The organism is Streptomyces sp. NPDC058401 (assembly GCF_042722885.1).
Taxonomy (GTDB): Bacteria; Actinomycetota; Actinomycetes; order Streptomycetales; family Streptomycetaceae; genus Streptomyces.
In genome coordinates this window covers 16,951-43,313 of sequence record NZ_JBHXKA010000013.1, presented here as the reverse complement: position 1 = coordinate 43,313, position 26,363 = coordinate 16,951, and the positions used below count along the sequence as shown (strand labels likewise).

Below are 26,363 nucleotides of genomic sequence, written 5' to 3'. Positions count from 1 at the left end.
CCTGCGCCGGATCCCCCTCACACCCGCAGGAGATGTCATGACAGCCTCGCGCACCCACCTCGTACGATGTGCGGCCCTGGGCCTCGCCGCGACGGCGCTGCTCCTCACCACCGGGGCGGTGCACGCCCCCGCCGGGCGGACCGCCGGCGCCGCCGCGTCCCTTCGTGCGGCGGGCGAGCCGACCCCGGACGACTTCATCTGGCTCCTCCCCGCGAAGGAGCACAACGGACCACGTGACGCCGGTTCGGCGCGTGTTTGATCCCGACGCCCCGCCCGGCGGGATGGTCGCCCTGGTCGTCGACGGATACGGACCCGTCGGCCGGCTGGTGTGCGCACGCCTCGGCGCGGAGGGGATGTCGATCGCGGTCGTCGGCGGCTCGGCCCACCGGGCGAGCCTGTTCTGCAAGGAACTGGCGGCCCGCTACGTGCGGGCCCTGCCCTATCTGGTGGACTCGGCCGAGGAGTCGAGCGTCGAACAGCTGGTCGCCGATGTGACCGGGGACCTGGGCCGGATCGACGCCCTGATCGACCTGGCCCCGGACCGGAGCACTCCGCACACCCTCCTCGACACCGCGGAACGGTCCCTGCGGGCCCGCGGCCGGTCGGGCCGGGTCCTCCTGCTCGCCGCCGGGGACTGCGTCTCGGGCGAGCACATCTCGGCCACGGTGCTGATGCTGCTGGCGCCGCAGAGCCACGGCCTGACCGGGCGGGTCCTGGAGTCGAAGCAGACCGCCGGGAGTTGACCGGCGCAGGCCCCTTCCGACGGAAGGACATCCGTATGGACGCCTTGTCATGCCCTCATGCCGCGAGGGGGACGGTACGGGCGCACCCGCACCCGAACCTCCGCCCCGGAGTGCTGGGCTACCGCGGCATCCGGCTGCGGGCCGGCCCTCCCTGCCGACACCGGGAAGCACCCGTGGCCGCCGTGCGCGTGCTGATCCTCCTGGAAGGGAGCATCCTGCTGGGCGGCGGACCGGGCACGCCCACCGTCCCGGAGGAGTTCACCTCCCCGGTCCGCGGCCTGGGCGCGTCGGGGTTCGAGAGCGAGCACGCGGAAGGCCTGTTGGGCGTCGAGGTGCTGCTCGTCCCCTGGGCGGCGTTCACGCTCTTCGGTTCCGCACCGCAGCAACCCGGCTGTTCTGCCGCCGAGTTGTCGGAACTTTCGAGCACCCTCGACGTGGGACTCCGCGACGGCCTGTACGGGGCTGCGGACTGGCCGGCGCGATTCGCCGTGCTGGACGCGGTACTCGGCCGCTCGCTCCTGCTCGGCTCCGGGCCCGCGCCCAGGGTGGTGGACGCCTGGAGCCGACTGTCACGGTCGGCGGGCACGGTTCCGATTCCCGAGCTCGCCCGCGCCGTGGGCTGGTGCCAGAGCCAGTTGCAGCGCCGCTTCCTCGAGCAGATCGGCGTGACGCCCAAGACCGCCGCCCGGATCCTGCGCCTGGAGCGCGCGATGCGCCTCCTCTCCGAGGGCAGGCCGGCGGCGGCGGTGGCGATCGCCGGGGGATATTACGACCAGGCCCATCTGAGCCGCGAAATGAAGGCCATGACCGGCCACCCTCCCCGCTCTTTCCAGAGCCGGGTTACGGAATACGATTTTTTACAAGACCGGCGCCTGCCAGGCCCGGCAGAGTACTCCTCGGAAGGGCTGGCCGGATAAACACCAAACAGCCTCCCCTTTCCTCTTCAGGACCAGAACTACCAAACAAAGGAGTGACACCATGTTCAAGAAGTTCGAAGCCATGGGAAGCAGCCTGCTGGAGCGCTTCGTCCCCAAGGTCGAGGCCTCCGCCTGGTGCAAGACGGGCACCTGGAGCTACTGCTACCAGTGCTCCAACTACGCGAACCCCGCCTGCACCGCGTACTGCTGCAACAGCTGGGACAACTGCACCAAGGTGCAGTGCCACAAGTAGGAACGCACTCCGGCGCGGCAAGTCGATGAGAAGCACGGCCGACTGCTGCCGGCGGTAATGGAACACCTTGGCCCGGGGCGACGGAAAGGATCGAATTCCGCCACCCCGGGCCGGGTAGCCCAGTCAAGGAGCGCAGTCAAGGAGCGCAGACCGTGCATTACCTCAGTATCGGAACAAGATTCCTCATCGGCGTGGTCTTTCTCATTTCGTTCTGCAGCAAGGCGAAGCCGGCGGCTTTCGGGGAATTCGCGGACTCATTGCGGGACATGCGGCTCGTTCCCGCGCGCAGGGTGCGCCCGGTCGCCGCGGCGGTCGTCGCGGCCGAGGCCGCGACCGTCCTGCTCGTCTCGGTGCCCGCCGCCGGCGGCGCCGCGTTCACCATCGCCGCCGCCCTGCTGGCGGTCTTCACCGGCGCCATCGCGCTCACCGTGCGGCGAGGTGCGGCGACCCCCTGCAGGTGCTTCGGAGCCTCCAAGGCTCCCCTCGGGGTCCGGCACATCGTGCGCAACCTGGCCCTGGCGGCCTGTGCGGTGTTCGGCGCCGTCACCACCCTGATGCCCCCGGGGCGGGCCGCGGTCGGCGGGACCCTCGTGGCCGCGGCCGCCGGCACCCTGGCGGGCGTTCTCGTCACCGTACTGGACGACCTGTACGGACTGTTCCTCAGCACCACCACCCAGCCTGTCAGCCCCGTCAAGGAGACCGGTCATGGCCTATCTGATCGCCGCAGTCGTGTTCGTGGGGGCACTGTGTTCCCTGGATCTGATCCTCACGCTGGGCGTGGTCAAACGACTGCGCGAGCACAGTGAGATCATCGCCGCCGGAGGCGGAGCGGGCGGCGAGCCCCCGCTCATCGAAGTGGGCGAGCCGATCGGGGACTTCTCCGCGCTCACCCTGGAGGGCCGGCCGCTCGGTCAGGACGCGCTGAGCGACGAGACCGTGGTGGCGTTCTTCTCCACCACCTGCGGGCCGTGCAAGGCCAAGCTGCCCTCGTTCGTCGAGTTCGCCGAGGCGGTCTCGCTCACCGGACGGCGCCCCGTGGCCGTGGTCGTGGACGATGTCAACGAGCCGGAGGCGTTCGTCGAAGCCCTGGGCCCGGTCGCCGACGTGGTCGTCGAGCGCTCCGACGGAGCCCTGTGCACGGCCTTCCGGACGGAGTCGTACCCCACCATCCTGCGGGTCGCCGCCGATGCCACCGGCGCGCTGGTGGTCACGGCCAACAAGGTGGCGCTGGATCTGCCGGCCGCCGTATCGGCATGAAGGCGGCCCCGGGCGCCGAAGGGCCCCGGCCCGGCGCCGGCCCGCGGGGCGCGGTCGCCGCGTTCCGCCTGGCCGGCCGGGCGGCGCCCCTGACCCTGGCCCTGTACACCGTGCTCGTGCTGGCCGCCGGGGTGCTCCCCGTCGCGGTCGCCCTCCTCACCAAGATACTGCTCGACCGCCTGGCCTCCGCCGGCGCCACCGGATCGCTGGCCGGGCCTGGATCCGGGCTGGTCGCCGCCGGCCTCCTCATGGGAGCCCTGCCCCAGGTGACCCAGTACCTCCGGGCCCAACTCGACCGCCGGTCCGGACTCCTCGCCCAGGAGCGGCTGTTCACCGCGGTCGAGGGGTTCACCGGTCTGGGCCGCTTCGAGGATCCGCGGTTCATCGACCGCATGCGGATCGCCCGGCAGGTCGGCGGAACCTCGCCCAACCAGGCGATCGACGGGATCCTCGGCGCCGGCCGGGCCGTCCTCACCGTCTCGGGCTTCATCGGCGCCCTGGCCGTGGTCAACACCCCGCTGACCGTGCTGATGGTCGTGGCGGGGATACCGACCGTCGTCGCCGAGGTCGCGCTGTCCCGGCGCCGGGCCCGGATGTTCTGGGAGGTCGGGCCCGTGGAACGGCGGGAGTTCTTCTACAGCGACCTGCTGTCCCGGGTCGCGGCCGCCAAGGAGGTCCGGCTGTTCGGCACCGGGCCCTTCCTGCGCGAGCGCATGCTGAAGGAGCGCCGGACGGCCGACGCCGCGCGCCGATCCATGGACCGGCGCGAAGTCGGCGTCCAGGGCGGGCTGTCGCTGCTGTCGGCAGTGCTCTCCGGTACGGGCCTGCTGTGGGCCATCAACTCCGCACGCCACGGGGCCTTTTCCGTCGGCGACGTCACCATGTTCGTCGCGGGGATCGCCGGAGTGCAGGGCGGACTCGCCTCGCTGGCGGGGGAGATCGCCCGGCTGCACCAGGCGCTGACCATGTTCGGCCACTACCTCGCCGTGACCGGAACGGGCCCCGATCTGCCCCAGCCGGCCGAGCCGCTCCCCCTGCCCGCGCTGCGCCGCGGAATCGAGCTGCGCGACGTGTGGTTCCGGTACTCCGAGGAGCACCCGTGGATCCTGCGGGGCGTCGACCTGTGGATCCCGCACGGCACAGCGCTCGCCCTCGTCGGTCTCAACGGGGCAGGGAAGTCCACGCTGGTCAAACTGCTCTGCCGGTTCTACGACCCGACACGCGGGGCGGTCCTGTGGGACGGGGTCGATCTGCGCGAGGTGGCCCCCGCCGACCTGCGCCGGCGCATCGGGGCCGTCTTCCAGGACTACATGGAGTACGACCTCAGCGCAGGCGAGAACATCGCCCTGGGCGATCTCGGCGCGCTCGATGACCCGGAACGGATCCGAACCGCCGCCGAGCGGGCCGGAATCCACGAGAAGCTCACCGAACTCCCCCACGGATACGAGACCTTGCTCTCCCGCGAGTTCTTCTCGGAGGTGGACAAGGAGGACCCGGAGACCGGGGTCGTCCTGTCCGGCGGCCAGTGGCAACGTCTTGCGCTGGCCCGGGCGTTCCTCAGGGACGGTCGCGACCTGATGATCCTCGACGAGCCCTCGGCCGGACTCGACGCGGAGTCGGAACACGAGATCCACACCTCGCTGCGCCGTCATCGCGGCGGCCGGACCAGCCTGCTCATCTCGCACCGGCTCGGCGCCGTACGGGATGCCGACCTGATCGTCGTCCTGGCCGAGGGCCGCATCGCGGAGCAGGGCGACCACGCCCAACTGGTCGCCGCCGAAGGCCGGTACGCCCGGCTGTTCTCCCTCCAGGCGGCCGGCTACCAGCACCAGACGGTCGACCATGAGGACGCCGACGACAGCACCGTGCCGATGATGCCGATAGGAGGACCCCGGTGAACCCCGACGGCACGGGCCCTCTCGACGACGAGGTACCGGGCGGCCCCACCGGCCCCCTCGACGACCTGGTACCGGGCGGCCCCTCCGGCCCGCTGGCCGAGGACCCGGAGGTCCGCGGTCGCCGGATCCGGCGCGCCAGAAGGCGCGGCGCGGCCGGCTGCGCCGCGCTCGGCGCCGGAGCCTTGGCCCTCCTCGCCACCCGCGGGGCCGGTGCGGCGGTGTTACTCGCCGCCCCGGCGGCGCTGGCGGCCCTGGCGCTGGCCGTGTCCGCACTGCTGGGACGCCTGCTGGTGGTGGTGCGGGTACGAGGCGCCAGCATGGAGCCGACCTACCGGGACGGCGACCGCGTCCTCGTACGGCGCCGCGGCCCGATCGGGGTGGGCGCGATCGTGGTGATGGAGCAGCCGGGACGGCACATGACCTGGACCGGGGCGCCCGTCACGGGCACGGCCGGCGCGGCGGAGATCGCACACCGGGAATGGCTCATCAAGAGGGTCGCGGCGGTTCCCGGCGACCCGGTGCCCCGCGCCGGCATCCCCGCGCTGGCCGGGGCGGTAGAGGAGCGCGTACCGAGGGGCCGGCTCGTCCTGCTCGGCGACAACCCGCGGGTCAGCGTCGACTCCCGGCGGGTGGGCTACTTCCCGGCCGGCCGGATCCTGGGAACGGTGCTGCGCACGCTGCCCCGTTGACGCCCATCGCCCCTTCGCCGCACCTACGTCGCTCCGCCACTCCGTCGCACCTTCGCCACTCCGTCGCACCTTCGCCACTCCGTCGCCCTTCGCCACTTCGTCGACCGTCACGCAACGAGGAGTACGGCCATGGCACTCAGCCTGTTCGACACCGGCACCCGCGCCGTCCGGGAGTTCGTTCCCCTCCACCCCGGCGAGGCGTCGATCTACGTGTGCGGTGCGACGGTCCAGTCCCCTCCCCACATCGGGCACATCCGCTCTGCCGTAGCCTTCGACGTCCTGGCGAGGTGGCTGGCGCACGGCGGACACACGGTCACGCTGTGCCGCAACGTCACCGACATCGACGACAAGATCCTGGTCAAGGGCGCCGCGGAGGGAGTTCCGTACTGGCAGGTGGCCCAGCGCAACGAGCGGATCTTCAGGGAGGCGTACGACGCGCTCGGCTGCCTCCCGCCGACCGTCGAACCGCGGGCCACCGGGCACGTACCCGAAATGATCGTCCTGATCCGGGAGTTGATCGCGCGGGGCCACGCCTACGCGGCGGTCGGAGACGTGTTCTTCGACGTCGGCTCGGACCCGGCCTACGGCGGGCTGTCCGGGCAGCGGCCCGATGCCCTGCTGTCCGCACGCCCGTCGGCCGCCACGGCCACGACGCCCGCGACGGCCGTGGCCTCCGGCAAGCGGGATGCCAGGGACTTCGCCCTGTGGAAGGCGGCCAAACCGGGAGAGCCCTTCTGGGAGACGCCCTGGGGGCCCGGGCGCCCGGGCTGGCACCTGGAGTGTTCCGCGATGGCCCACCGGTACCTCGGGGAGACCTTCGACATCCACGGCGGGGGCATCGACCTCCTCTTCCCGCACCACGAGAACGAGCGGGCCCAGTCCCGGGCCGCCGGGCACGCGTACGCCCGCTACTGGCTGCACAACGCGTGGGTCACGCTCGGCGGCGAGAAGATGTCGAAGTCGCTCGGCAACTCCCTGCTGGTCTCGGAGATCCTGGCCCACCACCGTCCGGTGGTGCTCCGCTACTACCTCGCGGTCCCGCACTACCGCTCCACGGTGGAGTTCACCGACGCCGCGCTCCAGGAGGCCGCGACCGCCTACGAGCGAATCGAGAGCTCCGTACGGAGGGCCGCGGAACGCCTCGGCGCACCGGCCACCTCCCCCGGCGCCCGCCTGCCGGCGCAGTTCGCGGCCGCCCTCGACGACGACCTCGGCGTGCCGCAGGCGATCGCGGTGGTCCACCAGCACCTACGGGAGGGCAACTCCGCCCTGTCCGACGGCAACGAGGAGCGGGCCGCCGCCCTCTTCGCCGGAATCCGCTCCATGCTCGACGTCCTCGGCCTCGATCCGCTCGCCCCGCAGTGGGCGGCTTCCCCGACGGCGGTCCCCAGCGATCTCCTCGGCACCCTGAGTGGCCTCGTGGAGCTGGCCCTCGACGAGCGCCGGCTCGCCCGCGGCCATCGAGACTACGCGGCGGCCGACCGCATCCGCGACCGGCTGCTCGCCGCCGGCATCGACGTGGAGGACACCCCGGACGGCCCCCGCTGGGGACTCGGCTCCCCGGCCCGCCCGACAGCGATGACCGCCCCGGCACGGTGACCGCCCCGAACTCGTAGAGCGAGTAGCCCCAGGCGGTGCCGCGCGCGGTCAGGTTCTGCCGTACGTAGCGGGCGGTCGCCGACACGTTGATCGTGTCGATGTCACCGTTGCCGGTCGTGGTGGAGTGGACGGTGCGCCAGTTGGCGCCGTCGTCCGAGACCTGCACCTCGTAGGACTTGGCGTAGGCGGGGTCCCAGACCAGCTGAAGGGTGCGGATCGTCACTGTACGTCCAGCACCGCGCTCACCACAGCACGAAGATCCAGAGCTGCCACACGCCACCTCGCCGACCACTGACTCTCTCGTGTCGCCCGTCACCAGGGCGCAGCCTTTGATGCTGGAAGCGTCTGCTTTGATCAGCCCTATGACGGACTGGTCTCTGCTCATCCATGCCTACGGCACCGCCGAAGACGTGCCCGGCCTCCTGCAGGCAGCCGGGCCCGACCCGGAGGGTCCCGCGTGGAACGAGCTCTGGTCCCGCCTGTGCCACCAAGGAACGGTCTACCCCGCGAGCTACGCCGCCCTGCCCGCGCTCGCCGAGAAGGCGCGGCAGTTGACGGCTGCAGACCGAGCCATGCCCTTGCTCTTGGCGGCTTCCATCGTCGCCAGCACCGACCGGCCCTACGAGACGCCTGATCCACAAGACGCCTGGGCTGCCGAGATCGCTGAGCTGATCGAACTGGTGGAGCAGGCACTGCACCATCCGTCGCTGACCGACAGCCCAGGTCGCTACGTGGAACTGCTGGAAGCCCTGCTGGCTTTCGAAGGAGTCCAGGTGTGGGGGGAAGAACTGCACGGTCTCAGCGGTGAGGAGTTCGAGGTTCCCTGCCCTGAGTGTGCGGCCGAGAACTTCGTGGTGTTCGGCGAGCACGGCTACTTCTCAACGACCGACGCCTTCTACATGAACGAGGCCGCTGCGCACCGTAGGGAGTTGCAGCCCGCAGCCCCCTCCTCCATGGAAGGGATGGCCGAGCGGCTCCACGCGCGAGCTCTCGCCGATGGCCAGCACGAAGTCGCGAGCCAGCTGACCTACGTCTTCGGCAGTGCGTACTGCGCGGAGTGCGACGCCCTCTTCCGCGTCGATCACGCCATCGTGGCCCGCTGGAGCAGCTGACCTGCGACGCGCCACTGACGAAACCCTGCGCCTCACTGACATCTACTGGCTCTGGCCCACATTCGATGAATCGGTAACTGGTCGTGGGGTCCCGTTGCCGCGGGGCCGGAGGCAGGTAGGACCCGGATGGTCGCGGTTGCGTAATCAGTCGAGTGCGCGAGCCATCACTCAGTGACGATCCGGGTCAACCGGATCTTTGATCGTCACCGAACGGCCTCGGGGTGCTTCGTGCTGCATGCTCCGTCCGCAGGCAGTGATGTCTGCTGTGCTCGCGTGTTCCTGCCAGATTTGAAGGACGTACAGATTCAGGGCGTCGGCGACTTGGCCAAACGCCGTGGAACTCCTACGCCATGATCCTGGCCGGCTACGGCCACGGGTAGCCCAGTTCCTCAGGGTTGTAGCCTCCGCAAAGCTCGGCGGTGGCACGGGGGTCGCCTGCGGTCAGTAGCGATTCAAGGTGCTCCACCTGGACGGATGGGACCTCTGCGGAGACCGGGAGGGTCACCAGGAACTGTGCCCAGGGCAGATCTGTATCGGCCCGGTTCGGGGGATGCCTCAGGATGACGTCGATCCGATCAGGTTCCGTGGTGCGGGAGGCCCAGACGTCATCCAACTCGCACTCCCACCTGGCGAGCCAGTCCCCGCGGTCCCTCAGCCCTGCCTCGAGCAGCCGCGCCACCACTGCTGCCGGCCACTCCCAGCTGCGGTCCTCTCCGGCTCGCAAGACCTCGACTTCGTACTGGTCTGCGGCGAAACGAAGTTCCGGCAGGTCGAGGTCTTGATGGGCCAGGTCGCGCCAGCCGACCCAGACGACGTGATCCCTGTCGCGCCTGACCGTCGTATATAGGGCGCCGCAGCACTCCTCCACGCCGCACCCAGACCAGGCGAGACGAACCTCGTGGGGCGTCACTGCGGCACGCAGCGGCGCGGTGACGCCGAGCAGATACCGCGGGCCTACTCCCAGGTACCGGAGGCCACCCACCCTGCCGGGGAAGGGCACGTCGGCCAGGAAATCCCGGCCATTGACGATCGGGCGGACCTCTATGCCGCCCCTGCCTGGCGGCGGGCACACGATGCTCAGGCTGAGAAGGTCCGGTCCCATGGTCATCGCGCAATGATCGCGGAGACGCCTCGCAACTGTCATGTGAAATTCGTGTGGGCTCAGCTGAGGGCAGTAGTTCGGGCCGCTCTCCTGCTCGAGAGGGCCAGCCTCCTCGGCTTCGAACTCTCGACGCCGTGGAGTGTGCGGGTGAGGTCCGCCAGCTGCCTGAGGATCGCGGCCTGTACGTCCTCGACGGATGCGTCGGCGGGCACGGGCACCCTGCCGCAGGCGCCGCCCGCACCATCCGTGGTGAACGCGTACGGCCACACGCCCTCCGCGGCACTCACCAGGACGATCTCTCTCGGTATACCGAGAGAGGCGCTCTTCTTCTTCGTCTTGGGTCGTCTCGGCACGGTGTCATCCAAACCCATGGACGTGCGCGGGCAGCACCCCGTCGTCGAGCCACCCAACGGACTCCACCACGGAGCGGTCCCTCGCCGCTGCCGGGTGCGCCCTCTGGCCGCGTAGGTGACAACGGACTCTGGTCCACTTCTTGTGGGGGCTCACGGACAATGATGTCAGTGGTGTTTGGTGGGATGGCGCTCTGCTGTTGATCTGCTGGGAGGCCTTGTGACTCAGTGACCGGGCGGCGGCGTCCTGCGGCCCCGGCGCTTCTTGAGCGCAGGTCCTGCACGCGGCGATGTCAGTGTGGGCGGTTAAGATCCGCTGTCCGGTTGTCCGATCGGACGGGGTGGGTCGGCGGTGGGGGCTGGGATGAGCGTGCATTTGCGGGGAATCGCATCGGAGTTGGCGGGGGTGCTGTGGCGGGAGCACACCATGTACCGGGACCGTGAGGGCGGGGTCGTCATCCGCGGCGAGCACGTGCAGCGATGGATCAGCCTGGCGCCCGCCGGCGGACCGGGTGAGGTCCGGGTGCGGGTCGGCCGGATACTGGAGGGCGGTACGACGGCCCCCGCACGCGCCGAGGCCGTCGCGAGCCTGTCCGTCGGGCCGGCGGAGCTGGCCACGGTGTGCCGTCGGCTGCTCGCCGAGGCGTCGGTCGATGCGACCACCGCTCCCCGGCCGGGCCGGGGCCGACGTACTCCCCGACGGGACCGCCACACCGGCTCAAGCTCGTGGCTGGTAGTGCTCGCCGTGGCCGGAGCCATCGTCGGGATCTACCTGGCCCGGGCGTCCGGGACCCTCTGACGCGTCGGCCACCAGGACCGGCTCGCCGACTGGAACGAGCCCCCCGGACCACGCACCTGGACGAAAACAGCCGATGTCGGCAGCAAGCGACTCACTGCCACGGCTTTGACTGCGCCCTGGGTTGCCCGCTTCGGGACGATGTCGAGCTCCCTGCGGAGAGTGCTCAACATCGTCGATGCGCACCACCGCACCCGCCGCATGGCATTGGGTCCACTCAGTAGTCGGCCTCCCGGCCGCGGTGCGATGTGGGTGGCTGTGGGTGGTGCGCTTGCTGGTCGTCCTGGCGCACCAAGCGCTCAGCGTCGGCGTCGTCCGGTTCGGCGTAGCGGGTCACGCGGGTGCGGGAGTCGTCAGCCGCTTTGTTGAACACGCCCTGACGATGGCGCAGCCGCTCGACTGTGAGATCGAGAGCTTCCACATCCGTGCGGGATTTCCGCAAGGCCCGCAGCGCCTTCATGTCGATCGCCTCCCGGGGTCGGACCTCCGGCTCATGGTCCTCGAGGTCGGCGTCCGGGGGTACGGGTAGCTGCTCGGGCATAGCGGCCTGCTGGTGCGCGGTGACGTCGTACGCACGGTCCCACACGACGGTGGTGCGCAGCGTCTCCGGCACCAGCGCACCGGTGAGTACGTCTCGCTCGTACTGCAGCGGGATCCGGGGAATGTCCCCGTCCCGCTCCCCCGCGTCCGGGGCCCGGCTGACTTGCCGGGATCGGCCGGGGGTAGCCGGTCCGGGTCGGGTACGGGGGTGGGCGGCTGCGGGCGGGCAGGTCGGATGGAGCCCAGCGTGCGGTGCAGAGGCGGCGGTCCTTCAGCAGGCCGATCTTGGTCTTCGGCTCGCTGATGGCCAGGCAGTAGGTGGTGATGGCGGTGGCCACGATCTCCTCGTTCAGGCCATCTCGCAGCGGCGGCCGCGCCGGACGAGAGCAAGGTGGAATCCGGAAGCGGCCCTACTCGACAACGATGTCGTTGCAGGGCTTCGCCGGCGAGGCCACCGCGCTGCGAGCATCGCGCCAGCGGGCCACCTCGCCCTCGACGCCGCCCTTGGCGAGCGCGCTGTAGCCGGCCCATGGGCGCGGGTCGTTGTCGTCCATGTCGGTAAGGCCCACGACGTACTGGCGGCCCGGCTCGAGAACGACGTGCACTGGGTCATCGTGCACCGGCTCGCCCTTCGGGGTGACGCCCTGCGTCACGGTGAACGACTCGGGCACGGCGCCTTGCAGCGCCCGCAGGAGACGTACTTCGCTCGAACGGTAGGCGCTCCCCGACTCCTCCCACGACCTGGTGGTCCGTACGGCCTCCACCACGGCCAGGCGCTCGAACTCGTCCGCGACGACCGCGTCCTTCGACAGATCCACGTCGCACACCGCGTGGCTCGTGCTCTCCGCACTGGCTAGCGCATACCAGCCGCCGCCGGCAAGGAACACCCCGGACACGATGCCGGCCACCATCCACACACGAGCACTCATCATCAGCCCCGCAGCCCCGTGTACCGGATCTCGCCCGCGTCCACGGAGCTGAACGACGTGGACTCCGACTCGCCCTTGAGGCACGGCGCCGGATCCACGGCGTGCGCCGGGCCGGGGGCGAGGAGCAGGAGCGCGGCGGCGGCCGATAGCGCGGAGAGGGGACGCTGCACCCTGTCCACGGTAGGGGCTCCGTATGCGGGGACGATCGTTTCAGCGCCGGGGCCCGGAAGGCATATTGCCTTCCGGGCCCCGGCATCGACGCCTACGGTCCCGGCGGGCCCTCCTCCAGAGCATCACGCTTCACCTCGGTGTCGCACTGCCACACGAGCTCCGCTCGGACATCGCCCTGCGGGACGGCCGCTCCGTCGGCCAGGCCGACCAGGTTGGAGTACCCGCTGACCTGCCGAGAGCGGTTCACGCCCTTGCACGCCAGCACGGACTTCGCTATGCAGCTTGTGGCAGCAGCTTGGTCACCCCGTGACAGCCAAGATCAGCATCACTATGCAGTGAGAAGCAGGGACAACCGCGCGGGCCCGGCTGACGCCCAACCAGTGCCGCCTACCCACCCATTCACACACGGCCGCCCCTGACTCAGGAACGCCCGACCGCAGGGACGGGTCGCAGCGGTGGGCGGAGGCCTGCGGTGATGACCGCGAGCATGCGCTGCGCGGCGCCGCGGTCCTCTCCGGCGGCGCCTGCCACGGCGGTCACGAGGGCGAGGACCTCGGGCCAGGACAGTGCCGGGTCGACCAGGCCCTGCTGCTGCGCGCGGATGAAGAGCGGCTCGGCGGCCGCACTGATGCGCTCGTGCCACTCGTCCACCTCCGCGGTCGACTCGTCGGGCGCGAGTGCGTAGGCGGCGATGAAGATGTCACGCAGGCCCCGGCTGGCCAGCATGTGTTCCACGACGGCACCGAACCAGGCGAACAGGGCATCGGCGTCGCCTTTCTCGGCCCGCGTCCGGGACTCGGCGCAGAGCGCGTCGATGGTTTGGGCATAGACGGCGCTCACCAACAGCCGGCGGGTCGGAAAGTGCCGGTACAACGTCGCGTTCGCGACGCCGGCACGTTCCGCGATCAGGTCGAGGGAGGCGTCGCCACCGGCTTCGTGGAAGACCTGGGACGCGGCGTCGAGCAGCCGCGCACGGTTGCGCTGGGCGTCCTGGCGAGTGGGTCGGCCTGTCATCTCACTCCCGTTGCTTATCCGGGGACTGTCCTCGTATTGTGGCACGGACAGAAAACCGGGGACACTCCCCGTTTACTGGAAGGCAGGACTACGCATGTCAACTCCTGGCCCGGCCGAGGTGGTTCACGCCATCAACGCCCTGCGTGCCCGCGGCGAGTTCGACGCCGCCCTGCAGTACATCGCGCCCCTGTCCCTCGATCAGGGAACCGAGAGCGACCGCACGCGGTGGCGCGACAAGTGGGAGAGCATCCTCGCGGGCGTACCCGACTTCGACGTCGCCACGGTGCGCAGTGTCGAGGACGGCGAGTGGGTGGCGAACCACTACCGGATCACCGGCACCCACACCGGGGACTTCTTCGGCCGTCCCCCGACGGGCCTGCGGTTCGAGGTGACGGGGATGGACATGGTGCGCGTCGTCGCCGGGCAACTGGTGGAGCACTGGGTCGTCGCCGAACCCTTCTGACAGGCCACGTCACATCCGCCCCCGACATCTCAGCCGCGCGCGTTCAACCACCTCGCCCCCACCCACACCACACGCCGCCGCATCATCGCCGCACGCCGGCTCGGCGACGAACAGACGGGCCCAGGCTCGGCGGCAAAGGCCAGCCGGCGCACCGGGCAATACACCTAGGGCTTGTCTGGCAAGTGATCAAGAGCTTTGTCGATGCGCAGAAGAGTGCCCTTGTGCCGGATCCACCTGCGGAGGGTCTCCAACTCGCACCGCGCTGCCGGGTCTGCGGTGAGGGCCAGTGCCACGACGCCCGCTTCCGCCACATGAGGGGCTCGGGGATCCTCACCGGAGCGCTGGCCCAGAGAGGTCTCGACGAGTCCGGCGAGGGCGTCGACGATGTCCGGCCCGGCGGGCACGAGCGCGAGGGTCCAGGCGAGCCCGCGCAGTACATGGGAGTTGTGGGCGTCGAAGCGGGTGTTCACGTCGAACGGAAGATGCTGATGGCCCACCAGAGGGACCGTGCGGTCGAGGCCGGCCAACTCGAACCATCGCGGTACTGCCTCCCGTACTGCCTCCGGGCCGATCTCCTCGATCAGGGCCAGGGAATCCCGTCGCCATCTCGCCGACGGCGCGCTCGCGGTCGCCGGAGCGGCGTGGGACAGTAGCCGAACCCACGGCTCACCACCCACGCCGGCGTCCTTGAGCGCCTGGTCGGCCCAGACCTCCCCGGAGTTGAGTGGCGGACCGGGCCAGCGCCCCACGACCTCGCGCAGGCCGACCTGGGCCGCGTTCACCGACGCCTGGGTGCGCCGGAATCCGGGCAGCGTCGCCGCCGCCATGGTACGACGGAAGGCGGCCAGGACCGCCGAGCCGGGTATGCGCCCGGCCGCGAGCTCCGCGTCGGCCAGCTCCCAGATCCGGTGATGCGACCAGACCACGTACTGGTCGCCCAATGCGGCGAGCTGTGACGCACGCTCGGCGGCCAGAATCCCACCGTCCAGGCCGCGGGCCACTCCGGAAGCAACCATGAGTAGTTCCGTGCGGAGGTAGTCGACGTCCCGCCTGAACTCCTCAGCCGTCCAGTCGTTCTCCACGCGCGCGTGCCACTCGGCCCACAACGCAGCCAGCTCCAGACGGTCGCAGTCGGGCAGTGCCCGCAACAGGTCCATGTTCTCGACGCCGACCCCCGTCATCGAGCCGTTCGCGCAGGCGGCCCGCATCACCGCACGTGACAGCTCGCGCAGCTCACCACGCCCGGCGAGTGCTTTGTACGTTGCCGCCTGTTCGACCAGCACCTCAGTGTTCTGCAGCCATCCGCTCATGATCCGGAATATAGAAGAGCGCACTGACACCGACGCCGAAGCCTCGTAAGCAGCGGCCCGGTTCGTCCCGTGACACCTCCACGCCCGTCCGCGTTCGGTCAGCCACCTGCCCAGGCCGTCTATGCGTGGTCCGACCGGTGGGAGGCGGGCGAAACGTGGGCGGACTGCAGGTGATCATTTGTCAGACAGATCCTAGCGCCACGCGGTGGAGTGCGGGATCAACCGCCTCAAGAGGTACCGTGCCGTCGTAGTGATCAACGAGTGGTAGTGACTTGCCGTGGCGCGATGCGGGTGGGGAGCAGTTCTCGCAGGAGTTCCGCGATGAGGTCAGGCTGCCCGACAAACGGGGAGTGGCCTGTCTGCCATTCGCGCACGTCGGCGCAGCGGGAGGCCATGGTCCGCTGGAGGCCGGGGTCGATAGCCCGGTCCTGTGCGCAGATGACGTAGGTCGAGGGGGTTTCCTTCCAGCTGTGGTGCTGGGGGACTCCTCGTCCGCAGCCCGGGGCTTGTGCACGCAGCAGGCCGACCGCCTGCGCGGCGAGGGGTTCAGGACAGTCGCCGTAGAGGGTGCCGACGGCCAGGTCGGGGTGCAGGGTGGTCGAGCCGTCCGGCTCGGCGACGATGGCGCCCTTGAGCTGTTGGGACGCACCGCCCAGGCTGGCCGCGCTCTCGTCGGCATCGAGCACGAACGCTGCCAGGTAGACCAGGTGTGCTGCTCCGCGGATCCCTGTGATCACCGACCCTCCGTAGGAGTGGCCGAGGACGAGCGGGGGCTCGGGCAACGCGTCGATGACGGCTTGGACGGCGCCGGTGTCAGCGGCCAAAGAGCCGCGGTGGAGCTCGGGTACAGCGACCTCGGTTCCGTCGGTCCGCAACCGTTCCGCCAACACCGCAAAGTGCTCGGGACGGTGATACAGGCCGTGAACAAGCACCACAGCAGCCAACCCGTCTGTCTCCTCAGGTCCGACACCAGACCGGTGAGCCTAGCCCCGAACCAAAGCCCCCTCACCTGGGGTCAGTCCCCGCGCAGCTCGGCGGCCACCGGGCCCTCGCCGTGCACCTGCAGGCGGCCTGCCCTGACGGCCTGTGCCAGGCCGAGCGTGCCGTCGCCCAGCTCCCGGCAGGTGTCGGCGTCGAGTACGAGGCGGGCGTCCGCCGCGGTGGCGGGCCCGTGCCCGTAGACGGGCCCGTCCCCCTGGGCCGGGCCGAGGCGGACGTGGAACACGCCCTCGTCGAGGACCACGTCGACCACGGCAGGGCCCTCGGTCGCCGGGAGGCGGTGCAGCAGGGGGAGGGCGTACCAGTGCGCGCGCAGCGCGTCGGTAGGGCGGCGTTCGGCGAGGTCGGGGGCGCCCCATGCGGCGAGTGCCGTGAGTACGGGCAGCAGTCCGGCGCCGCGCGCGGTCAGCTCGTACACGGTCGCGGGGGCCGGCGGCGGCAGTTTGCGGCGGGTCGCCAGGCCCTGCGCCTCCATGTCCTTGAGCCGGCCGGCGAGTACGTCCGTGGAGACTCCGGGCAGGTCGGCGTGGAGGTCGGTGTACCGGCGGGGGCCGGCCAGCAGCTCCCGGACGATCAGCAGGGTCCAGCGGTCCCCTACCGCGTCCAGGGCGCGGGCCGAGGCGCAGTACTGGTCGTAGCTTCGGCGGCGTGGCTGACGAGGTGACATGCAGCGCAGTCTAGACAAGATGTTGGACTTTCCAAGCTCTCACTTGGTAAAACCAAGTAGAAAGTCCGAGGTGCGGGAACGGCAGTAACAGGGAGGGCACGGCATGGAGTTCCGACAGTCGAGCAAGCTCAGCGAGGTCTGCTACGAGATCCGGGGCCCGGTGATCGAACACGCCAACGCGCTGGAGGAGGCGGGCCACAGCGTGCTGCGCCTGAACACAGGCAACCCGGCCGCCTTCGGCTTCGAGGCGCCGGAGGAGATCGTCCAGGACATGATCCGGATGCTCCCCAAGGCCCACGGGTACACCGACGCGCGCGGGGTGCTCTCCGCCCGCCGGGCCGTCGTCCAGCGCTACCAGGCCATCGGCCTGACCGATGTGACGGTGGACGACGTCTTCCTCGGCAACGGCGTCTCCGAGCTGGTCTCCATGGCCGTCCAGGCACTTCTGGAGGACGGGGACGAGATCCTCATCCCCGCGCCCGACTTCCCGCTCTGGACCGCCGTGACCACCCTCGCGGGCGGCAAGGCCGTGCACTACGTCTGCGACGAGTCCGCCGACTGGTACCCGGACCTCGACGACATGGCGTCCAAGATCACGGACCGTACCAAGGCCATGGTCATCATCAACCCGAACAACCCCACGGGCGCCGTCTACCCCCGGGAGATCCTGGAGGGCATGCTCGAAGTCGCCCGCCGGCACGGCCTGATGGTCTTCGCCGACGAGATCTACGACCAGATCCTGTACGACGACGCGGTCCACCACAGCGCCGCCGTCCTCGCCCCCGACCTGGTCGTCCTCACCTTCTGCGGGCTCTCGAAGACGTACCGGGTGGCGGGGTTCCGGTCCGGCTGGCTGGTGGTGAGCGGCCCTCGGCAGCACGCGCGCAGCTACTTGGAGGGGCTGACCATACTCGCCTCCATGCGGCTGTGCCCCAACGCCCCGGCCCAGTACGCCATCCAGGCCGCGCTCGGCGGACGCCAGTCCATCAAGGAGCTGACCGCCCCGGGTGGCCGCCTCCTCGAACAGCGCGACCACGCCTGGGAGAAGCTGAACGAGATCCCCGGCGTGTCCTGCGTGAAGCCGAAGGGCGCGCTGTACGCGTTCCCGCGCATCGACCCCAAGGTGCACCCGATCCACGACGACGAGCGGTTCGTGCTCGACCTGCTGCTGCGGGAGAAGATCCAGGTCGTCCAGGGCACGGGCTTCAACTGGCCCCGCCCCGACCACTTCCGGATCCTGACCCTGCCGTACGCCGATGACCTGGACGCGGCGATCAGCCGGATCGGCCGCTTCCTGAGCGGGTACCGCCAGTAGACGAGGTCCGGGGGCCGGGCGGGATGCCCGGAAGCGGACGAGAGCGGCGCTCTCGTCGTCCGGTCCGGACGCGGCCAGAACCTGATCCTGAACCCCTGAACCGGGCCGAGTCGGTCGAGCGGTCACTGTGACCCCTCAGCGAACACCTACGTAGACTTCTCGTTTCGGATGATCAGGCGTTGACCTGTGGCTTTGAGGTTCAGGAACAGGTAGTCGGACGGATTCAGGGAATCGCCTAGCCCTGCCGGTCCAGCCATTCTGAAATCACGCGGTTGGTTTCTTCGGGCATTTCCCCCTGGATCCAGTGACCACAGTCCAGGCCGACCACTTCCACGTTGGGCACGAACTCTGCCAGTCTTTCGAACCTCGGGCTCGCGAAGTCCTGGTCGCCGTAGATCATCAGGGTGGGCTGCTTGATGATCGGGTCCGCGTCCGCCAGCTGGTGCCAGTCGCGGTCGAGGTTCCTGTACCAGTTGATGCCGCCGGTGAATCCCGACGTCTCGAACGCGGAGATGATGACGGCCAGGTCGCTCTCGGTCATGGCAGGCTCACCGAGCGGTGTTTCCGCCTTGGCGAGATTGATGAATGCCATGCCCGGCTCAGGGGGCGCGGGGGGCACGTTCTTCCGGTAGAGGTTGCGGATGAACCGGGAGGTGTTGGCATCGAACACGGCGTCCGCGACACCTGGCTGCCGGTTGAAGTGGACGAAGTAGAAGTCGCCGCCGAGGAAGGTTTCCATGACCTCGATCCACGGCGTTTCTCCGCGTTCCATGTAAGGCAGGCTCAGGTTGATCAGCTTGTTCACCCGGTCGGGGTGCAACTGGGCCAGGCTCCAGACGACGAACGCACCCCAGTCGTGGCCGACGAAGGTGGCGTCCTCGTAGCCATAGTGGTCCAGGAGCGCGACGAGGTCGCCCGTCAGGTGTTCGATGTCGTAGTCGGTCACCTCGGCCGGGCGGGATGAGTTGCCGTAACCCCGCTGGTTCGGTGCGATGACGTGGTAGCCGGCTGCGGCGAGGACGGGCATCTGGCGACGCCAGGTAATGGCATGCTCCGGCCAGCCGTGGCAGAGCACGATGGGCTTGCCCTTGTTTTCCCGGCCCGCTTCGAAGACTTCGAGCTCCACACCGTTGACCTGGATGAGGGTGGGCTCGGGAAATTCCGCTTGGTTGAACACTGCATTTCCTCTCTGGGGGCGTTCGCCGGTGGTCGACCTCCTCGATGAGGTCATGTCGCCAGCCTGCTACCCAAACCGGTCACCGCATGACCGGTTTTTATGAGAGTTTTGTCCGTATGCGATCCGATCGGCTGGTGGCCATACTCCTCCTGCTCCAACGGCGTGAGCAGGTGACAGCCGCAGAGGTCTCCCGAGAGCTGGACGTCTCCGAGCGCACCGCCCGCCGTGACCTCGACGCCCTGGCCATGGCCGGGGTGCCCGTGTACTCCGTGCAGGGCCGAGGCGGCGGCTGGCGTCTTGTGGGCGGGGCTCGTACCGACCTGTCCGGGTTGACCGCCGGTGAGGCCCGCGCGCTGTTCCTGGCTCTCGGTCCGGCCTCGGATGCGACGCCCGCGATGAAGGCAGCTCTGCGCAAGCTCCTCCATGCTCTGCCGAAGCCTTTCCAGGTGCAGGCCGAGGCAGCGGCGTCGTCGCTGGTCGTAGACCCGCAGCGATGGGGGGCGAGGCGGATCGAGCACCGGCCGCCTCGCTTCCTCGACGAACTCCAGGACGCGGTGATCCGCGGCGTCCAGGTATCGCTCGGCTACGTCGACAGCAAAGGCGTCGAAACCCGCAGAACCGTCCACCCGCTGGGCATCGTCGCCAAAGGTCCGGTGTGGTACCTCGTCTCCGACACCGAGGCCGGTCGACGGGTCTTCCGGATCGACCGCGTGTCGTCCGCCGACCCGACCGGTGACCCCGTGCACCGACCCGGGGACTTCGAGCTTGGCGAGAGCTGGAACGAGATCGCCAAAGAGATCGACCGCAAACGAACGCCGCTGGAGGTCCAGGCCGTATGCACACCCGACGGGATAGGCATCCTCCGGATGGGGCTCGGCGAGCGGCTCGACGTGGGAGGGCCCACGACCGACGGCCGCATCGAGGTCGTGATCCGCGGCCCCAACGAGTACATCCTCGCCGGCGAGCTCTCCGGGCTGGTCGAATGGGTCGAGGTGACCGGCCCTCCGAATGTCCGGGACCGCCTGGCCTCGATCGGCAACGCCCTCGTCGAGCGCTACGGCCGGCCGCGCACCAGCGGAGACCTTCACCCTTCCTGAAGCGGACCGGGCAGGAGGGCCGGGTCAGCTCCGGATGTAAGCCAGGCTGCCCGGCTTGATCGCGTTCTCACCGAAGCGTTCGCGGGCCCGGTCTGCGACGGCCTCGATGGCAAGCGACCTGTCGACGCCGGGGTCGAAGGTGAGTTGGCGCGGGGTGTCCTCAGCCGCGCGTAGTCCCTGTGCGCGCAGGGAGATCGCTCGTACTCCTGCGCGTTGCCGGGAGAACGTGGCGTACAGGTCGTAGGCGGTGCGGGTGAGGAGGAAGGTGTGGCCATTGGCTTCCGGGAGGGTGCGGCTGCGTGTGGTGGTGGAGCCGTCCGGGTAGCGCACGGTCAGGGCCATGGCTGATGCGGCCTTGCGGGCGGCTCGCAGGATGGCGCCGAGGTGCCCGGCCAGCGTGAGGAGGGCTCGGTGCTGCTCGACGGGCGGGGTCGGGTTCGTCGGTGGTGAAGCGGTGCTCGGCGCTGATGGACTGGGCGATCGGTTCGCCGAGGACGGGCCGGTGGTCGTGGCCGTGGGCTGCTTCGGAGGGCTCGTCCGAGGGCGATGCCGAGGAGGCGTTGGAGGGTGAGCTGGGGACGTCGGCGAGGTTGCCGATGGTGTGCAGTACGTGGAGGGCGAGGGTTTTGACGGTGGCCGGCCCGACCCCGTGGAGGAGGCCTACCGGGCGGGGCCGCAGGAAGGCGCGGATCGCGGCGGGGTCGTCGGGGATCGTGCGCAGTTCGTTGGGTGGGGTGATGGCGGCGGCCAGGGTGCGGTTGAGGCCGGCTCCGAGCGTGGTGTGGAGTCCTGTGTGGGCGGTGGTGCGGAGGCGGACGAGGTGGGTGAGGCCGTGCAGATGGATGTGGAGGATGCTCCGCGCCGTGGTGGTCATCGCGATCACCCCGCCGATCCCGGGCTCCGATGCCCCAGACGCCGCAGATCTGCCGACCTTGTCCCCGCGGGCTGGGGATCGGCGAAGGCGTGAAGGCGAGCCCCCGCGCTCGCCCAGGACGTCCTTGACGGTGACGACGATCCGGGCATGACCCGTCGGGGCGGACGCCGAGCTGATCCAGAGCCTTGTCCCGGGCGCCGAAGTCGAGGTCGAGGCTGGCCTGGAGAGCGAGGGCTTCGGTCAACGAGACCTGGTCGCACCGAGGTTGCCGGGACACGGTCGCCAGGTGGCGGGCCTCCGCACACGCAGGGAGTTCTTCCTATCGCGGACGGGCCGGACACGCGCCAGGCACAACGCCCTCACCAATAGCCCTGGCCGGGGTCGGGTTCTTTCGGTTGTAGCCATAGCCCCCATGCATGGTTGCTAGCTTCGCAGGATGACTGCTGTGACGTTCGACCATGCTGTCCGCGCCCGACTGCAAGCCCCCAACATCTGGTACGTCGGCACCGTATTCGCCGACGGAGCACCGCAGGTCAGCCCGATGTGGGTGGATCTGGAGGGCACGGGAGAGCTGACGTTCACCACCTCGGCGGGGCGGGTGAAGGAGGAAAACCTGCGCCTCGACCCCCGCGTCTACCTCTCGCATGCGGACACCGCCGATCCCTTCGACCGAGTGCAGATCAGCGGTGTGGTGGCTCGCTTTATCGAGGGCCAGGAGGCGCACGATCGAATGGACCGGCTCGCCCGCAAGTACCTGGGCACGGAGCGCTACGAGTGGATCATGCCGGGTGAGCACCGCGTCTCGGTGATCGTGCGCCCGATCAAGGTGCGGCACATCGTGGGAGTGGAGCAATTCCGGCCCGGCGGCCCCGTCCCTGCTCCCCCGGTCGGCAACTGACTCTGGTGCCCCCGTCCGAGACGGCGCAGGAACCGTCTCGAGGCCTCCTGGGCACCTCGATCGAGGTGCCCAGGAGGTCTCCCGAAAAATGACAGGGCCTGGGCCCTTCCTGCGCGCGGGACGGCCCCAGGACCCTAGTAGCCGCCGTCGTCCTCACGCTCGTTCTCGGGGGTACGTCGAATACGCCACACGCCGAAAGCGGCTCCCAGAGCCCCGCCCACGACAACTGCCACGCCCTTCCCGACGTTGCCATCCGAGAAGCCCGCGACGAGCAGACCGGTCAGCAGGGCTCCGAGCATCACGTACATGACGATGATGAACCCGGCAGCAAGGCGCCGGTTCCGCAGCAGCGGCATACCCCCGCTCATGCCCTCGCTCCCGCCGCGATGCCCTCGCCCAGCGCCTTTTCGGCACTCGGACCCTCAGGCGCACGATGGGAATGAGCCGGCTCGGTGTGGCGGTCTCGTTGCATGAGGCACTCCGTCCGTCCCGGTCGATTCGGCTGCCTGCCGTATGTCCTGGAACAGGCGCGATAACCAGAGACGGCCACCCCCGACATGTGTGGCTCACCCGCAGCCACGGACACGACAGCGGCCTACGCGGCCCGGACCGAGCCGTCATCGGTCCAAGTGACACCTTTGGAGTGCTGTGCTCGCCGAAGCGGCGAGAAGCCCGTACGAGAAGCCCGTACGAGCGGGCCGCGCTCCGCCTCGGCGACGCCGCCGGGTCTGCTTACCAAAGTCCCCCCGGTCCGGGACCATCGGCTCCCCTCGGCCGCGCGGGCCGGGGCAGGGGCCCACGGGTAACCGCCCATCACGCGAGCACCCAGCGAGGATCCCCTTGGACACGGAACAGTACGCGGCGCCCCCCGAGCACCGGACCGGGCACCGGGAGCCTGCGAACGGCCGCACCGGACCCGATCCGAGTTCCGCCATCCCCTGGGGTGTACGGGTCGGCGCCGAGGCGGCCTGGCGGCTGGTCGTCCTCGCCGCCGCCCTATGGCTCCTGGTGCGCGTGGTGGCCACCGTGCAGCTGGTGGCCTTCGCGTTCGTCGTCGCCCTCTTCGCCACGGCCCTGCTCCGCCCCGCCGTATGCCGCCTGGAGCGCGCCGGCCTTCACCGCGGCCTCGGCACCGCCCTCGTCATCGTGGCCGGATTCGCGATGGTCACGTTGATCGGCTGGTTCGTCGTCTGGCAGGTCGTCGCCAACTCCGACGATGTCGCGGCCCGTCTCCAGGAGGGCATCCACCAGCTGCGTTCCTGGGCCTTGCACAGCCCCCTCCACGTGACGGACGAGCAGGTCGAGCAGGCTGCGCAGAGCCTCAGCGATGCAGTAGGCGCCAACGCCGCGAAGCTCGCCACGACCGGCCTGCAGGGCGCCACCTTCGTGGCGGAGTTCCTGACCGGGGCCCTGCTGACGGCCTTCTCCACACTGTTCCTGGTTCATGACGGCCCCCGCGTCTGGCGCTGGGTGCTCTGCCTGGTCCCCGCCGCGGGGAGGCCCGCCGTCGCGGCGGCGGCCCCCTACGCGTGGCGCACCCTGACCGCCTACGTTCGCGGCACCGTGGCCGTGGCCTTCATCGACGGCCTCTTCATCGGACTCGGCCTGTACTTCCTGGACGTCCCGCTGGCGGTACCCCTGGCGGCCCTGGTCTTCCTGTGCGCGTTCGTCCCCCTTGCGGGCGCCGTGGCCTCAGGAGCGCTCGCAGTCCTCGTCGCGCTGGTGACGTGCGGGCCGGTCACCGCACTCGCGGTGCTCCTCATCGTCCTGGCGGTGCAGCAGATCGAAGGACACGTCCTGCAGCCGTTCATCCTCGGCCGCGCCGTCCGCGTGCACCCGCTGGCCGTCATCCTGTCCGTCGCGGCCGGCGGTCTGGCGGCCGGCATTCCCGGCGCGGTGATTGCCGTGCCACTCGTCGCAGTGGGCAACACGATGGTGGTCCAGCTCCGTCGCGCCGGGGACGCGACGTACAGGAAGATCCCAAAAGAGGAGGTTTGAGCATATTTCTTCCGGACATGTTCAGTGATGCCCGTGCTCGCCCACCATCGAAAGATCACCATGGGAATCATCGCCTGGATCCTGCTCGGCCTGCTGGCCGGAGCCATCGCCAAAGCCATCACCCCGGGCCGTGACCCGGGCGGCTGCCTGATCACGATCCTCATCGGCATCGTCGGCGGTCTGCTCGGAGGATGGCTGGGAAAGGTCATCTTCGGCGTCGATTCGATCAACGGGTTCTTCCACCTCTCGACCTGGATCGCAGCCGTGGCGGGCTCGGTCGTGCTCCTGCTGCTCTACCGGCTCGTAGCGGGCCGACGGAGCCACTGAGCCGTCGAGGCCACCGAGGCCCCCCGGGCCGCCGAAGAGGGCGGCGAGGCGGCGCCGGAACGCCGTTCCCGCTCCTCGCCCCCTCCTCGAGTACTACGCGCACCGCGGGCCCGAGTTCACCGCCGCCGAACCGCTCGACGTCGCCGAGGGCGAGGCGTACCTCGTCACCGAGCCGATCGGCGTGCCGATGGGCGTGCTGCCGTGGAACTTGGTCCGCTTCGCCGGGCCCAACCTGGTGCTGGGCACCGTGCTCGTCAGACACGCCGGCATCTGCCCGCAGTCCGCGCTCGCCCTGGAGTCACTGTTCCTCGACGCGGGCGCCCCCGAGGGCGTCTACACGAACCTCTTCGTGAGCCACGAGGAGGTCGGGCGCCTGATCGACGGACCGATCGTCCGCGGAGCCTCCCTGACCGGCAGCGAGAAGGCGGGGGCCGAGGTTGCCGGACGGGCCGGACGGGCCGGACGGGCCGGACGGAACATGAAGCCCAGCCTCCTGGAACTCGGCGGCAGCGACGCCTTCACCGTCGCCGCCGCCGTGTCAGGACGGATGGCGAACACCGGGCAGAGCTGCGTGGCCGCCAAGCGGTTCATCGTCGTGGACGAGGTCTACGAGGACTTCGTCGCCGGCCTGCGCCACGCGTTCGAGGCCCTGCGGCCGGGCGACCCTGCCGACGGGGCGACGACCCTGGGTCCCCTCTCCTCCGAGCAGGCCGCGTCGGACCTCGTCGACCAGATCCGCGAGACCCTGGAGCGGGGTGCGGAACTCGTCACCGGCGGCGACCGGATCGACCGGCCGGGCGCCTTCGTCGAACCCACGGTCCTGACCGGCGTCAACCCCGGCATGCGCGCCTACGCCGAGGAGCTCTTCGGGCCCGCCGCGGTCGTCTACCAGGTCGCCGACGAGGACGAGGCCGTCGCGCTGGCCAACGACAGCCGGTACGGACTCGGCGGGGTCCGTGTTCTGCGCGGACGTGGAACGGGGCCGTCGCGTGGCACGTGACCGCAGTACCCGCTATCTGCGTCAACAATGCAGTGAAGATGCCTCAGTTGGGCTTTGACACCTACAAGATCCCGCCCGAGGAGACCCGGACACGATACTGGCCGCCTTGGAGGTCGGCTACCGCCACATCGACACGGCACAGATGTACGGGAACGAGAAGGAGGTCGGGCCGGCGGTCCGCGACTCGGGGCTCGACCGCACCGACGTCTTCGTGACCAGCAAGCTCTCCAACGACGTCCACACGCACGACGAGGCCCTGCGGGCGTTCGACGGCAGTCTCGATGCAATGGGCCTCGACCTCTTCCTCATCCACTGGCCGCTGCCCACCCGCCGCGACTTCGCGACGAACGGACCGGCCCCGGCCCGGACCGCTTCACCGGCTGAGAGCTGCGGTCCCGGCACCCCCGGCGGTGCCGGGACCGTACGCCCGCCCCGCACACACGCACGTGCGCCCTGCCTCGGACCCGGTACGGCCGGTTCAGGCGTCCGCCCGGCGCGGGCCGACCGATCGTCGGGGTGCGGCATGGTGTGTCGGGAGGTTGTCCGGCCGAAGACGACGAAGCTGGTGGGCTGCCGTGGCCAGCAGGACTGCGAAGAGGACGAGCAGGAGAGCGCACACCCACATCTGCCGGCCCCCTGGATTCAGCCACCCCGTCCAGCCCGCCGCGGCCGCCCACAACAGGGCCCCGGCTGCGTAATGGGAGCGGACGCGGCGCAGTTGGCGTGCGGCCCGCATGGAGGTGAGGAGTTCGCCTTTGGCTGCCATGCCTGCCCGCCTACCCCCAAGTCACGCGGATTCACGGGTCGGACAGGGGCGAAGAGCGATGGCGCGAGTTCCCGACCCATCGATCGCCAACGCGCCCAACAG

At 70.0% G+C, this 26,363-nt stretch carries 30 protein-coding genes and 4 pseudogenes; 19 read left to right on the top strand and 15 right to left on the bottom strand.

Annotation, left to right across the window (positions count from 1 at the left end; translation table 11 throughout):
- Nucleotides 1-37: 37 nt before the first annotated feature.
- The 9 genes from ACFWNV_RS07220 (at nucleotide 38) to cysS (ending at nucleotide 7,356) form a co-directional block, all read left to right on the top strand.
- Nucleotides 38-259, top strand: a complete 222-nt coding sequence (locus ACFWNV_RS07220; RefSeq protein WP_383941819.1) for a hypothetical protein — start codon at nucleotides 38-40, stop codon at nucleotides 257-259.
- A complete protein-coding gene (locus tag ACFWNV_RS07215) occupies nucleotides 252-743 on the top strand; it encodes an SDR family NAD(P)-dependent oxidoreductase (RefSeq protein WP_383941816.1) in 492 nt (163 codons plus the stop codon). Before ACFWNV_RS07220 ends, ACFWNV_RS07215 begins: the two co-directional genes overlap by 8 nt.
- A gap of 173 nt (nucleotides 744-916) precedes the next feature.
- The gene (locus ACFWNV_RS07210) at nucleotides 917-1,660 is read left to right on the top strand and encodes a helix-turn-helix domain-containing protein (protein ID WP_383941813.1); all 744 of its coding nucleotides are present in this window, start codon (nucleotides 917-919) and stop codon (nucleotides 1,658-1,660) included.
- A 61-nt stretch (nucleotides 1,661-1,721) separates the two neighbouring features.
- Nucleotides 1,722-1,913: a hypothetical protein gene (locus ACFWNV_RS07205; RefSeq protein WP_383941810.1), complete on the top strand. Its 192-nt coding sequence runs from the start codon at nucleotides 1,722-1,724 to the stop codon at nucleotides 1,911-1,913.
- A 152-nt stretch (nucleotides 1,914-2,065) separates the two neighbouring features.
- The gene (locus ACFWNV_RS07200; RefSeq protein ID WP_383941807.1) at nucleotides 2,066-2,719 is read left to right on the top strand and encodes a MauE/DoxX family redox-associated membrane protein; all 654 of its coding nucleotides are present in this window, start codon (nucleotides 2,066-2,068) and stop codon (nucleotides 2,717-2,719) included.
- Complete coding sequence (locus tag ACFWNV_RS07195; protein ID WP_383941804.1) at nucleotides 2,691-3,170, top strand: TlpA family protein disulfide reductase; 480 nt, start codon at nucleotides 2,691-2,693, stop codon at nucleotides 3,168-3,170. The genes ACFWNV_RS07200 and ACFWNV_RS07195 overlap by 29 nt, the downstream gene beginning before the upstream one ends.
- Nucleotides 3,167-5,068 carry an ABC transporter ATP-binding protein gene (locus tag ACFWNV_RS07190; RefSeq protein WP_383941802.1) on the top strand — a complete coding sequence of 634 codons (1,902 nt, stop codon included), beginning with the start codon at nucleotides 3,167-3,169 and terminating at the stop codon, nucleotides 5,066-5,068. Before ACFWNV_RS07195 ends, ACFWNV_RS07190 begins: the two co-directional genes overlap by 4 nt.
- Nucleotides 5,065-5,757, top strand: a complete 693-nt coding sequence (locus ACFWNV_RS07185) for a S26 family signal peptidase (RefSeq protein ID WP_383941799.1) — start codon at nucleotides 5,065-5,067, stop codon at nucleotides 5,755-5,757. The genes ACFWNV_RS07190 and ACFWNV_RS07185 overlap by 4 nt, the downstream gene beginning before the upstream one ends.
- A gap of 129 nt (nucleotides 5,758-5,886) precedes the next feature.
- Nucleotides 5,887-7,356, top strand: coding sequence for a cysteine--tRNA ligase (gene cysS / locus ACFWNV_RS07180; RefSeq protein ID WP_383941796.1), 1,470 nt, complete (start codon nucleotides 5,887-5,889; stop codon nucleotides 7,354-7,356).
- A 4-nt stretch (nucleotides 7,357-7,360) separates the two neighbouring features.
- Here cysS and ACFWNV_RS07175 read toward each other — a convergent pair.
- A pseudogene (locus ACFWNV_RS07175) lies at nucleotides 7,361-7,588 on the bottom strand (discoidin domain-containing protein); the annotation flags it as partial.
- 130 nt (nucleotides 7,589-7,718) lie between these two features.
- Between ACFWNV_RS07175 and ACFWNV_RS07170 the strand changes: the two are divergent.
- On the top strand, nucleotides 7,719-8,468 hold the full coding sequence (locus ACFWNV_RS07170) for a hypothetical protein (protein WP_383941794.1): 750 nt from the start codon (nucleotides 7,719-7,721) through the stop codon (nucleotides 8,466-8,468).
- 364 nt (nucleotides 8,469-8,832) lie between these two features.
- On the opposite strand, the gene ACFWNV_RS07165 is transcribed toward ACFWNV_RS07170, so the two are convergent.
- Nucleotides 8,833-9,576 (bottom strand): hypothetical protein, encoded by a 744-nt coding sequence (locus tag ACFWNV_RS07165; RefSeq protein ID WP_383941792.1) that lies wholly within the window; start codon nucleotides 9,574-9,576, stop codon nucleotides 8,833-8,835.
- A 53-nt stretch (nucleotides 9,577-9,629) separates the two neighbouring features.
- A complete protein-coding gene (locus tag ACFWNV_RS07160) occupies nucleotides 9,630-9,935 on the bottom strand; it encodes a hypothetical protein (RefSeq protein ID WP_383941789.1) in 306 nt (101 codons plus the stop codon).
- Between the two features lie 349 nt (nucleotides 9,936-10,284).
- On the opposite strand from ACFWNV_RS07160, the gene ACFWNV_RS07155 reads away from it, so the two are divergent.
- Nucleotides 10,285-10,719 (top strand): hypothetical protein, encoded by a 435-nt coding sequence (locus ACFWNV_RS07155; protein ID WP_383941786.1) that lies wholly within the window; start codon nucleotides 10,285-10,287, stop codon nucleotides 10,717-10,719.
- A gap of 214 nt (nucleotides 10,720-10,933) precedes the next feature.
- Here the strand turns inward: ACFWNV_RS07155 and ACFWNV_RS07150 are convergent, their stop codons facing one another.
- The 5 genes from ACFWNV_RS07150 to ACFWNV_RS07130 form a co-directional block, all read right to left on the bottom strand.
- Nucleotides 10,934-11,329 (bottom strand): hypothetical protein, encoded by a 396-nt coding sequence (locus tag ACFWNV_RS07150; protein ID WP_383941783.1) that lies wholly within the window; start codon nucleotides 11,327-11,329, stop codon nucleotides 10,934-10,936.
- A 337-nt stretch (nucleotides 11,330-11,666) separates the two neighbouring features.
- Complete coding sequence (locus ACFWNV_RS07145) at nucleotides 11,667-12,173, bottom strand: hypothetical protein (RefSeq protein ID WP_383941780.1); 507 nt, start codon at nucleotides 12,171-12,173, stop codon at nucleotides 11,667-11,669.
- Between the two features lie 14 nt (nucleotides 12,174-12,187).
- Complete coding sequence (locus tag ACFWNV_RS07140) at nucleotides 12,188-12,355, bottom strand: hypothetical protein (protein WP_383941778.1); 168 nt, start codon at nucleotides 12,353-12,355, stop codon at nucleotides 12,188-12,190.
- A 92-nt stretch (nucleotides 12,356-12,447) separates the two neighbouring features.
- Complete coding sequence (locus ACFWNV_RS07135; RefSeq protein ID WP_383941775.1) at nucleotides 12,448-12,603, bottom strand: hypothetical protein; 156 nt, start codon at nucleotides 12,601-12,603, stop codon at nucleotides 12,448-12,450.
- A gap of 173 nt (nucleotides 12,604-12,776) precedes the next feature.
- Nucleotides 12,777-13,370 carry a TetR/AcrR family transcriptional regulator gene (locus tag ACFWNV_RS07130; protein ID WP_383941772.1) on the bottom strand — a complete coding sequence of 198 codons (594 nt, stop codon included), beginning with the start codon at nucleotides 13,368-13,370 and terminating at the stop codon, nucleotides 12,777-12,779.
- A gap of 94 nt (nucleotides 13,371-13,464) precedes the next feature.
- Between ACFWNV_RS07130 and ACFWNV_RS07125 the strand changes: the two genes are divergently transcribed.
- On the top strand, nucleotides 13,465-13,833 hold the full coding sequence (locus tag ACFWNV_RS07125) for an ester cyclase (protein WP_383941769.1): 369 nt from the start codon (nucleotides 13,465-13,467) through the stop codon (nucleotides 13,831-13,833).
- Between the two features lie 164 nt (nucleotides 13,834-13,997).
- On the opposite strand, the gene ACFWNV_RS07120 is transcribed toward ACFWNV_RS07125, so the two are convergent.
- The 3 genes from ACFWNV_RS07120 to ACFWNV_RS07110 form a co-directional block, all read right to left on the bottom strand.
- Nucleotides 13,998-15,143 carry a hypothetical protein gene (locus tag ACFWNV_RS07120; protein WP_383941766.1) on the bottom strand — a complete coding sequence of 382 codons (1,146 nt, stop codon included), beginning with the start codon at nucleotides 15,141-15,143 and terminating at the stop codon, nucleotides 13,998-14,000.
- 254 nt (nucleotides 15,144-15,397) lie between these two features.
- Nucleotides 15,398-16,087 (bottom strand): alpha/beta hydrolase, encoded by a 690-nt coding sequence (locus ACFWNV_RS07115; protein WP_383941763.1) that lies wholly within the window; start codon nucleotides 16,085-16,087, stop codon nucleotides 15,398-15,400.
- A 71-nt stretch (nucleotides 16,088-16,158) separates the two neighbouring features.
- Nucleotides 16,159-16,809 (bottom strand): winged helix-turn-helix transcriptional regulator, encoded by a 651-nt coding sequence (locus ACFWNV_RS07110; protein ID WP_383941759.1) that lies wholly within the window; start codon nucleotides 16,807-16,809, stop codon nucleotides 16,159-16,161.
- Between the two features lie 103 nt (nucleotides 16,810-16,912).
- Between ACFWNV_RS07110 and ACFWNV_RS07105 the strand changes: the two genes are divergently transcribed.
- Nucleotides 16,913-18,124: a pyridoxal phosphate-dependent aminotransferase gene (locus ACFWNV_RS07105; RefSeq protein WP_383941756.1), complete on the top strand. Its 1,212-nt coding sequence runs from the start codon at nucleotides 16,913-16,915 to the stop codon at nucleotides 18,122-18,124.
- Nucleotides 18,125-18,359: 235 nt separating this feature from the next.
- Here the strand turns inward: ACFWNV_RS07105 and ACFWNV_RS07100 are convergent, their stop codons facing one another.
- Nucleotides 18,360-19,301 carry an alpha/beta fold hydrolase gene (locus ACFWNV_RS07100; RefSeq protein WP_383941753.1) on the bottom strand — a complete coding sequence of 314 codons (942 nt, stop codon included), beginning with the start codon at nucleotides 19,299-19,301 and terminating at the stop codon, nucleotides 18,360-18,362.
- Between the two features lie 116 nt (nucleotides 19,302-19,417).
- Here ACFWNV_RS07100 and ACFWNV_RS07095 point away from each other — a divergent pair, with 116 nt between their 5' ends.
- Entirely contained in the window at nucleotides 19,418-20,398 is a 981-nt protein-coding gene (locus tag ACFWNV_RS07095) for a helix-turn-helix transcriptional regulator (protein WP_383941981.1), read from the top strand.
- Between the two features lie 24 nt (nucleotides 20,399-20,422).
- Here ACFWNV_RS07095 and ACFWNV_RS07090 read toward each other — a convergent pair.
- A pseudogene (locus ACFWNV_RS07090) lies at nucleotides 20,423-20,806 on the bottom strand (hypothetical protein); the annotation flags it as partial.
- A 902-nt stretch (nucleotides 20,807-21,708) separates the two neighbouring features.
- Here ACFWNV_RS07090 and ACFWNV_RS07085 point away from each other — a divergent pair.
- The gene (locus ACFWNV_RS07085) at nucleotides 21,709-22,170 is read left to right on the top strand and encodes a TIGR03618 family F420-dependent PPOX class oxidoreductase (protein WP_383941750.1); all 462 of its coding nucleotides are present in this window, start codon (nucleotides 21,709-21,711) and stop codon (nucleotides 22,168-22,170) included.
- 134 nt (nucleotides 22,171-22,304) lie between these two features.
- Here ACFWNV_RS07085 and ACFWNV_RS07080 read toward each other — a convergent pair whose 3' ends face one another.
- Complete coding sequence (locus ACFWNV_RS07080; protein WP_383941747.1) at nucleotides 22,305-22,538, bottom strand: hypothetical protein; 234 nt, start codon at nucleotides 22,536-22,538, stop codon at nucleotides 22,305-22,307.
- A gap of 472 nt (nucleotides 22,539-23,010) precedes the next feature.
- Here ACFWNV_RS07080 and ACFWNV_RS07075 point away from each other — a divergent pair, with 472 nt between their 5' ends.
- The 4 genes and pseudogenes from ACFWNV_RS07075 to ACFWNV_RS07060 form a co-directional block, all read left to right on the top strand.
- Nucleotides 23,011-24,168: an AI-2E family transporter gene (locus ACFWNV_RS07075; protein ID WP_383941744.1), complete on the top strand. Its 1,158-nt coding sequence runs from the start codon at nucleotides 23,011-23,013 to the stop codon at nucleotides 24,166-24,168.
- 60 nt (nucleotides 24,169-24,228) lie between these two features.
- Complete coding sequence (locus ACFWNV_RS07070) at nucleotides 24,229-24,495, top strand: GlsB/YeaQ/YmgE family stress response membrane protein (protein WP_383941742.1); 267 nt, start codon at nucleotides 24,229-24,231, stop codon at nucleotides 24,493-24,495.
- A gap of 85 nt (nucleotides 24,496-24,580) precedes the next feature.
- Nucleotides 24,581-25,490, top strand: a pseudogene (locus tag ACFWNV_RS07065) (aldehyde dehydrogenase family protein); the annotation flags it as partial.
- Nucleotide 25,491: 1 nt separating this feature from the next.
- Nucleotides 25,492-25,835 (top strand): annotated as a pseudogene (locus tag ACFWNV_RS07060) (aldo/keto reductase); the annotation flags it as partial.
- 138 nt (nucleotides 25,836-25,973) lie between these two features.
- On the opposite strand, the gene ACFWNV_RS07055 reads toward ACFWNV_RS07060, so the two are convergent.
- Nucleotides 25,974-26,261: a hypothetical protein gene (locus ACFWNV_RS07055; protein WP_383941739.1), complete on the bottom strand. Its 288-nt coding sequence runs from the start codon at nucleotides 26,259-26,261 to the stop codon at nucleotides 25,974-25,976.
- Between the last annotated feature and the right edge of the window lie 102 nt (nucleotides 26,262-26,363).

Bases quoted from the DNA above. Each gene is read 5' to 3' on its own strand.
- ACFWNV_RS07165 (WP_383941792.1), bottom strand. From the start codon at position 9,576: ATGACCATGGGACCGGACCTTCTCAGCCTGAGCATCGTGTGCCCGCCG.
- ACFWNV_RS07130 (WP_383941772.1), bottom strand. From the start codon at position 13,370: ATGACAGGCCGACCCACTCGCCAGGACGCCCAGCGCAACCGTGCGCGG.
- cysS (WP_383941796.1), top strand. From the start codon at position 5,887: ATGGCACTCAGCCTGTTCGACACCGGCACCCGCGCCGTCCGGGAGTTC.
- ACFWNV_RS07055 (WP_383941739.1), bottom strand. From the start codon at position 26,261: ATGGCAGCCAAAGGCGAACTCCTCACCTCCATGCGGGCCGCACGCCAA.
- ACFWNV_RS07095 (WP_383941981.1), top strand. From the start codon at position 19,418: ATGCGATCCGATCGGCTGGTGGCCATACTCCTCCTGCTCCAACGGCGT.
- ACFWNV_RS07190 (WP_383941802.1), top strand. From the start codon at position 3,167: ATGAAGGCGGCCCCGGGCGCCGAAGGGCCCCGGCCCGGCGCCGGCCCG.
- ACFWNV_RS07220 (WP_383941819.1), top strand. From the start codon at position 38: ATGACAGCCTCGCGCACCCACCTCGTACGATGTGCGGCCCTGGGCCTC.
- ACFWNV_RS07125 (WP_383941769.1), top strand. From the start codon at position 13,465: ATGTCAACTCCTGGCCCGGCCGAGGTGGTTCACGCCATCAACGCCCTG.
- ACFWNV_RS07205 (WP_383941810.1), top strand. From the start codon at position 1,722: ATGTTCAAGAAGTTCGAAGCCATGGGAAGCAGCCTGCTGGAGCGCTTC.
- ACFWNV_RS07080 (WP_383941747.1), bottom strand. From the start codon at position 22,538: ATGAGCGGGGGTATGCCGCTGCTGCGGAACCGGCGCCTTGCTGCCGGG.
- ACFWNV_RS07110 (WP_383941759.1), bottom strand. From the start codon at position 16,809: ATGTCACCTCGTCAGCCACGCCGCCGAAGCTACGACCAGTACTGCGCC.
- ACFWNV_RS07120 (WP_383941766.1), bottom strand. From the start codon at position 15,143: ATGAGCGGATGGCTGCAGAACACTGAGGTGCTGGTCGAACAGGCGGCA.
- ACFWNV_RS07155 (WP_383941786.1), top strand. From the start codon at position 10,285: ATGAGCGTGCATTTGCGGGGAATCGCATCGGAGTTGGCGGGGGTGCTG.
- ACFWNV_RS07170 (WP_383941794.1), top strand. From the start codon at position 7,719: ATGACGGACTGGTCTCTGCTCATCCATGCCTACGGCACCGCCGAAGAC.
- ACFWNV_RS07085 (WP_383941750.1), top strand. From the start codon at position 21,709: ATGACTGCTGTGACGTTCGACCATGCTGTCCGCGCCCGACTGCAAGCC.
- ACFWNV_RS07105 (WP_383941756.1), top strand. From the start codon at position 16,913: ATGGAGTTCCGACAGTCGAGCAAGCTCAGCGAGGTCTGCTACGAGATC.
- ACFWNV_RS07070 (WP_383941742.1), top strand. From the start codon at position 24,229: ATGGGAATCATCGCCTGGATCCTGCTCGGCCTGCTGGCCGGAGCCATC.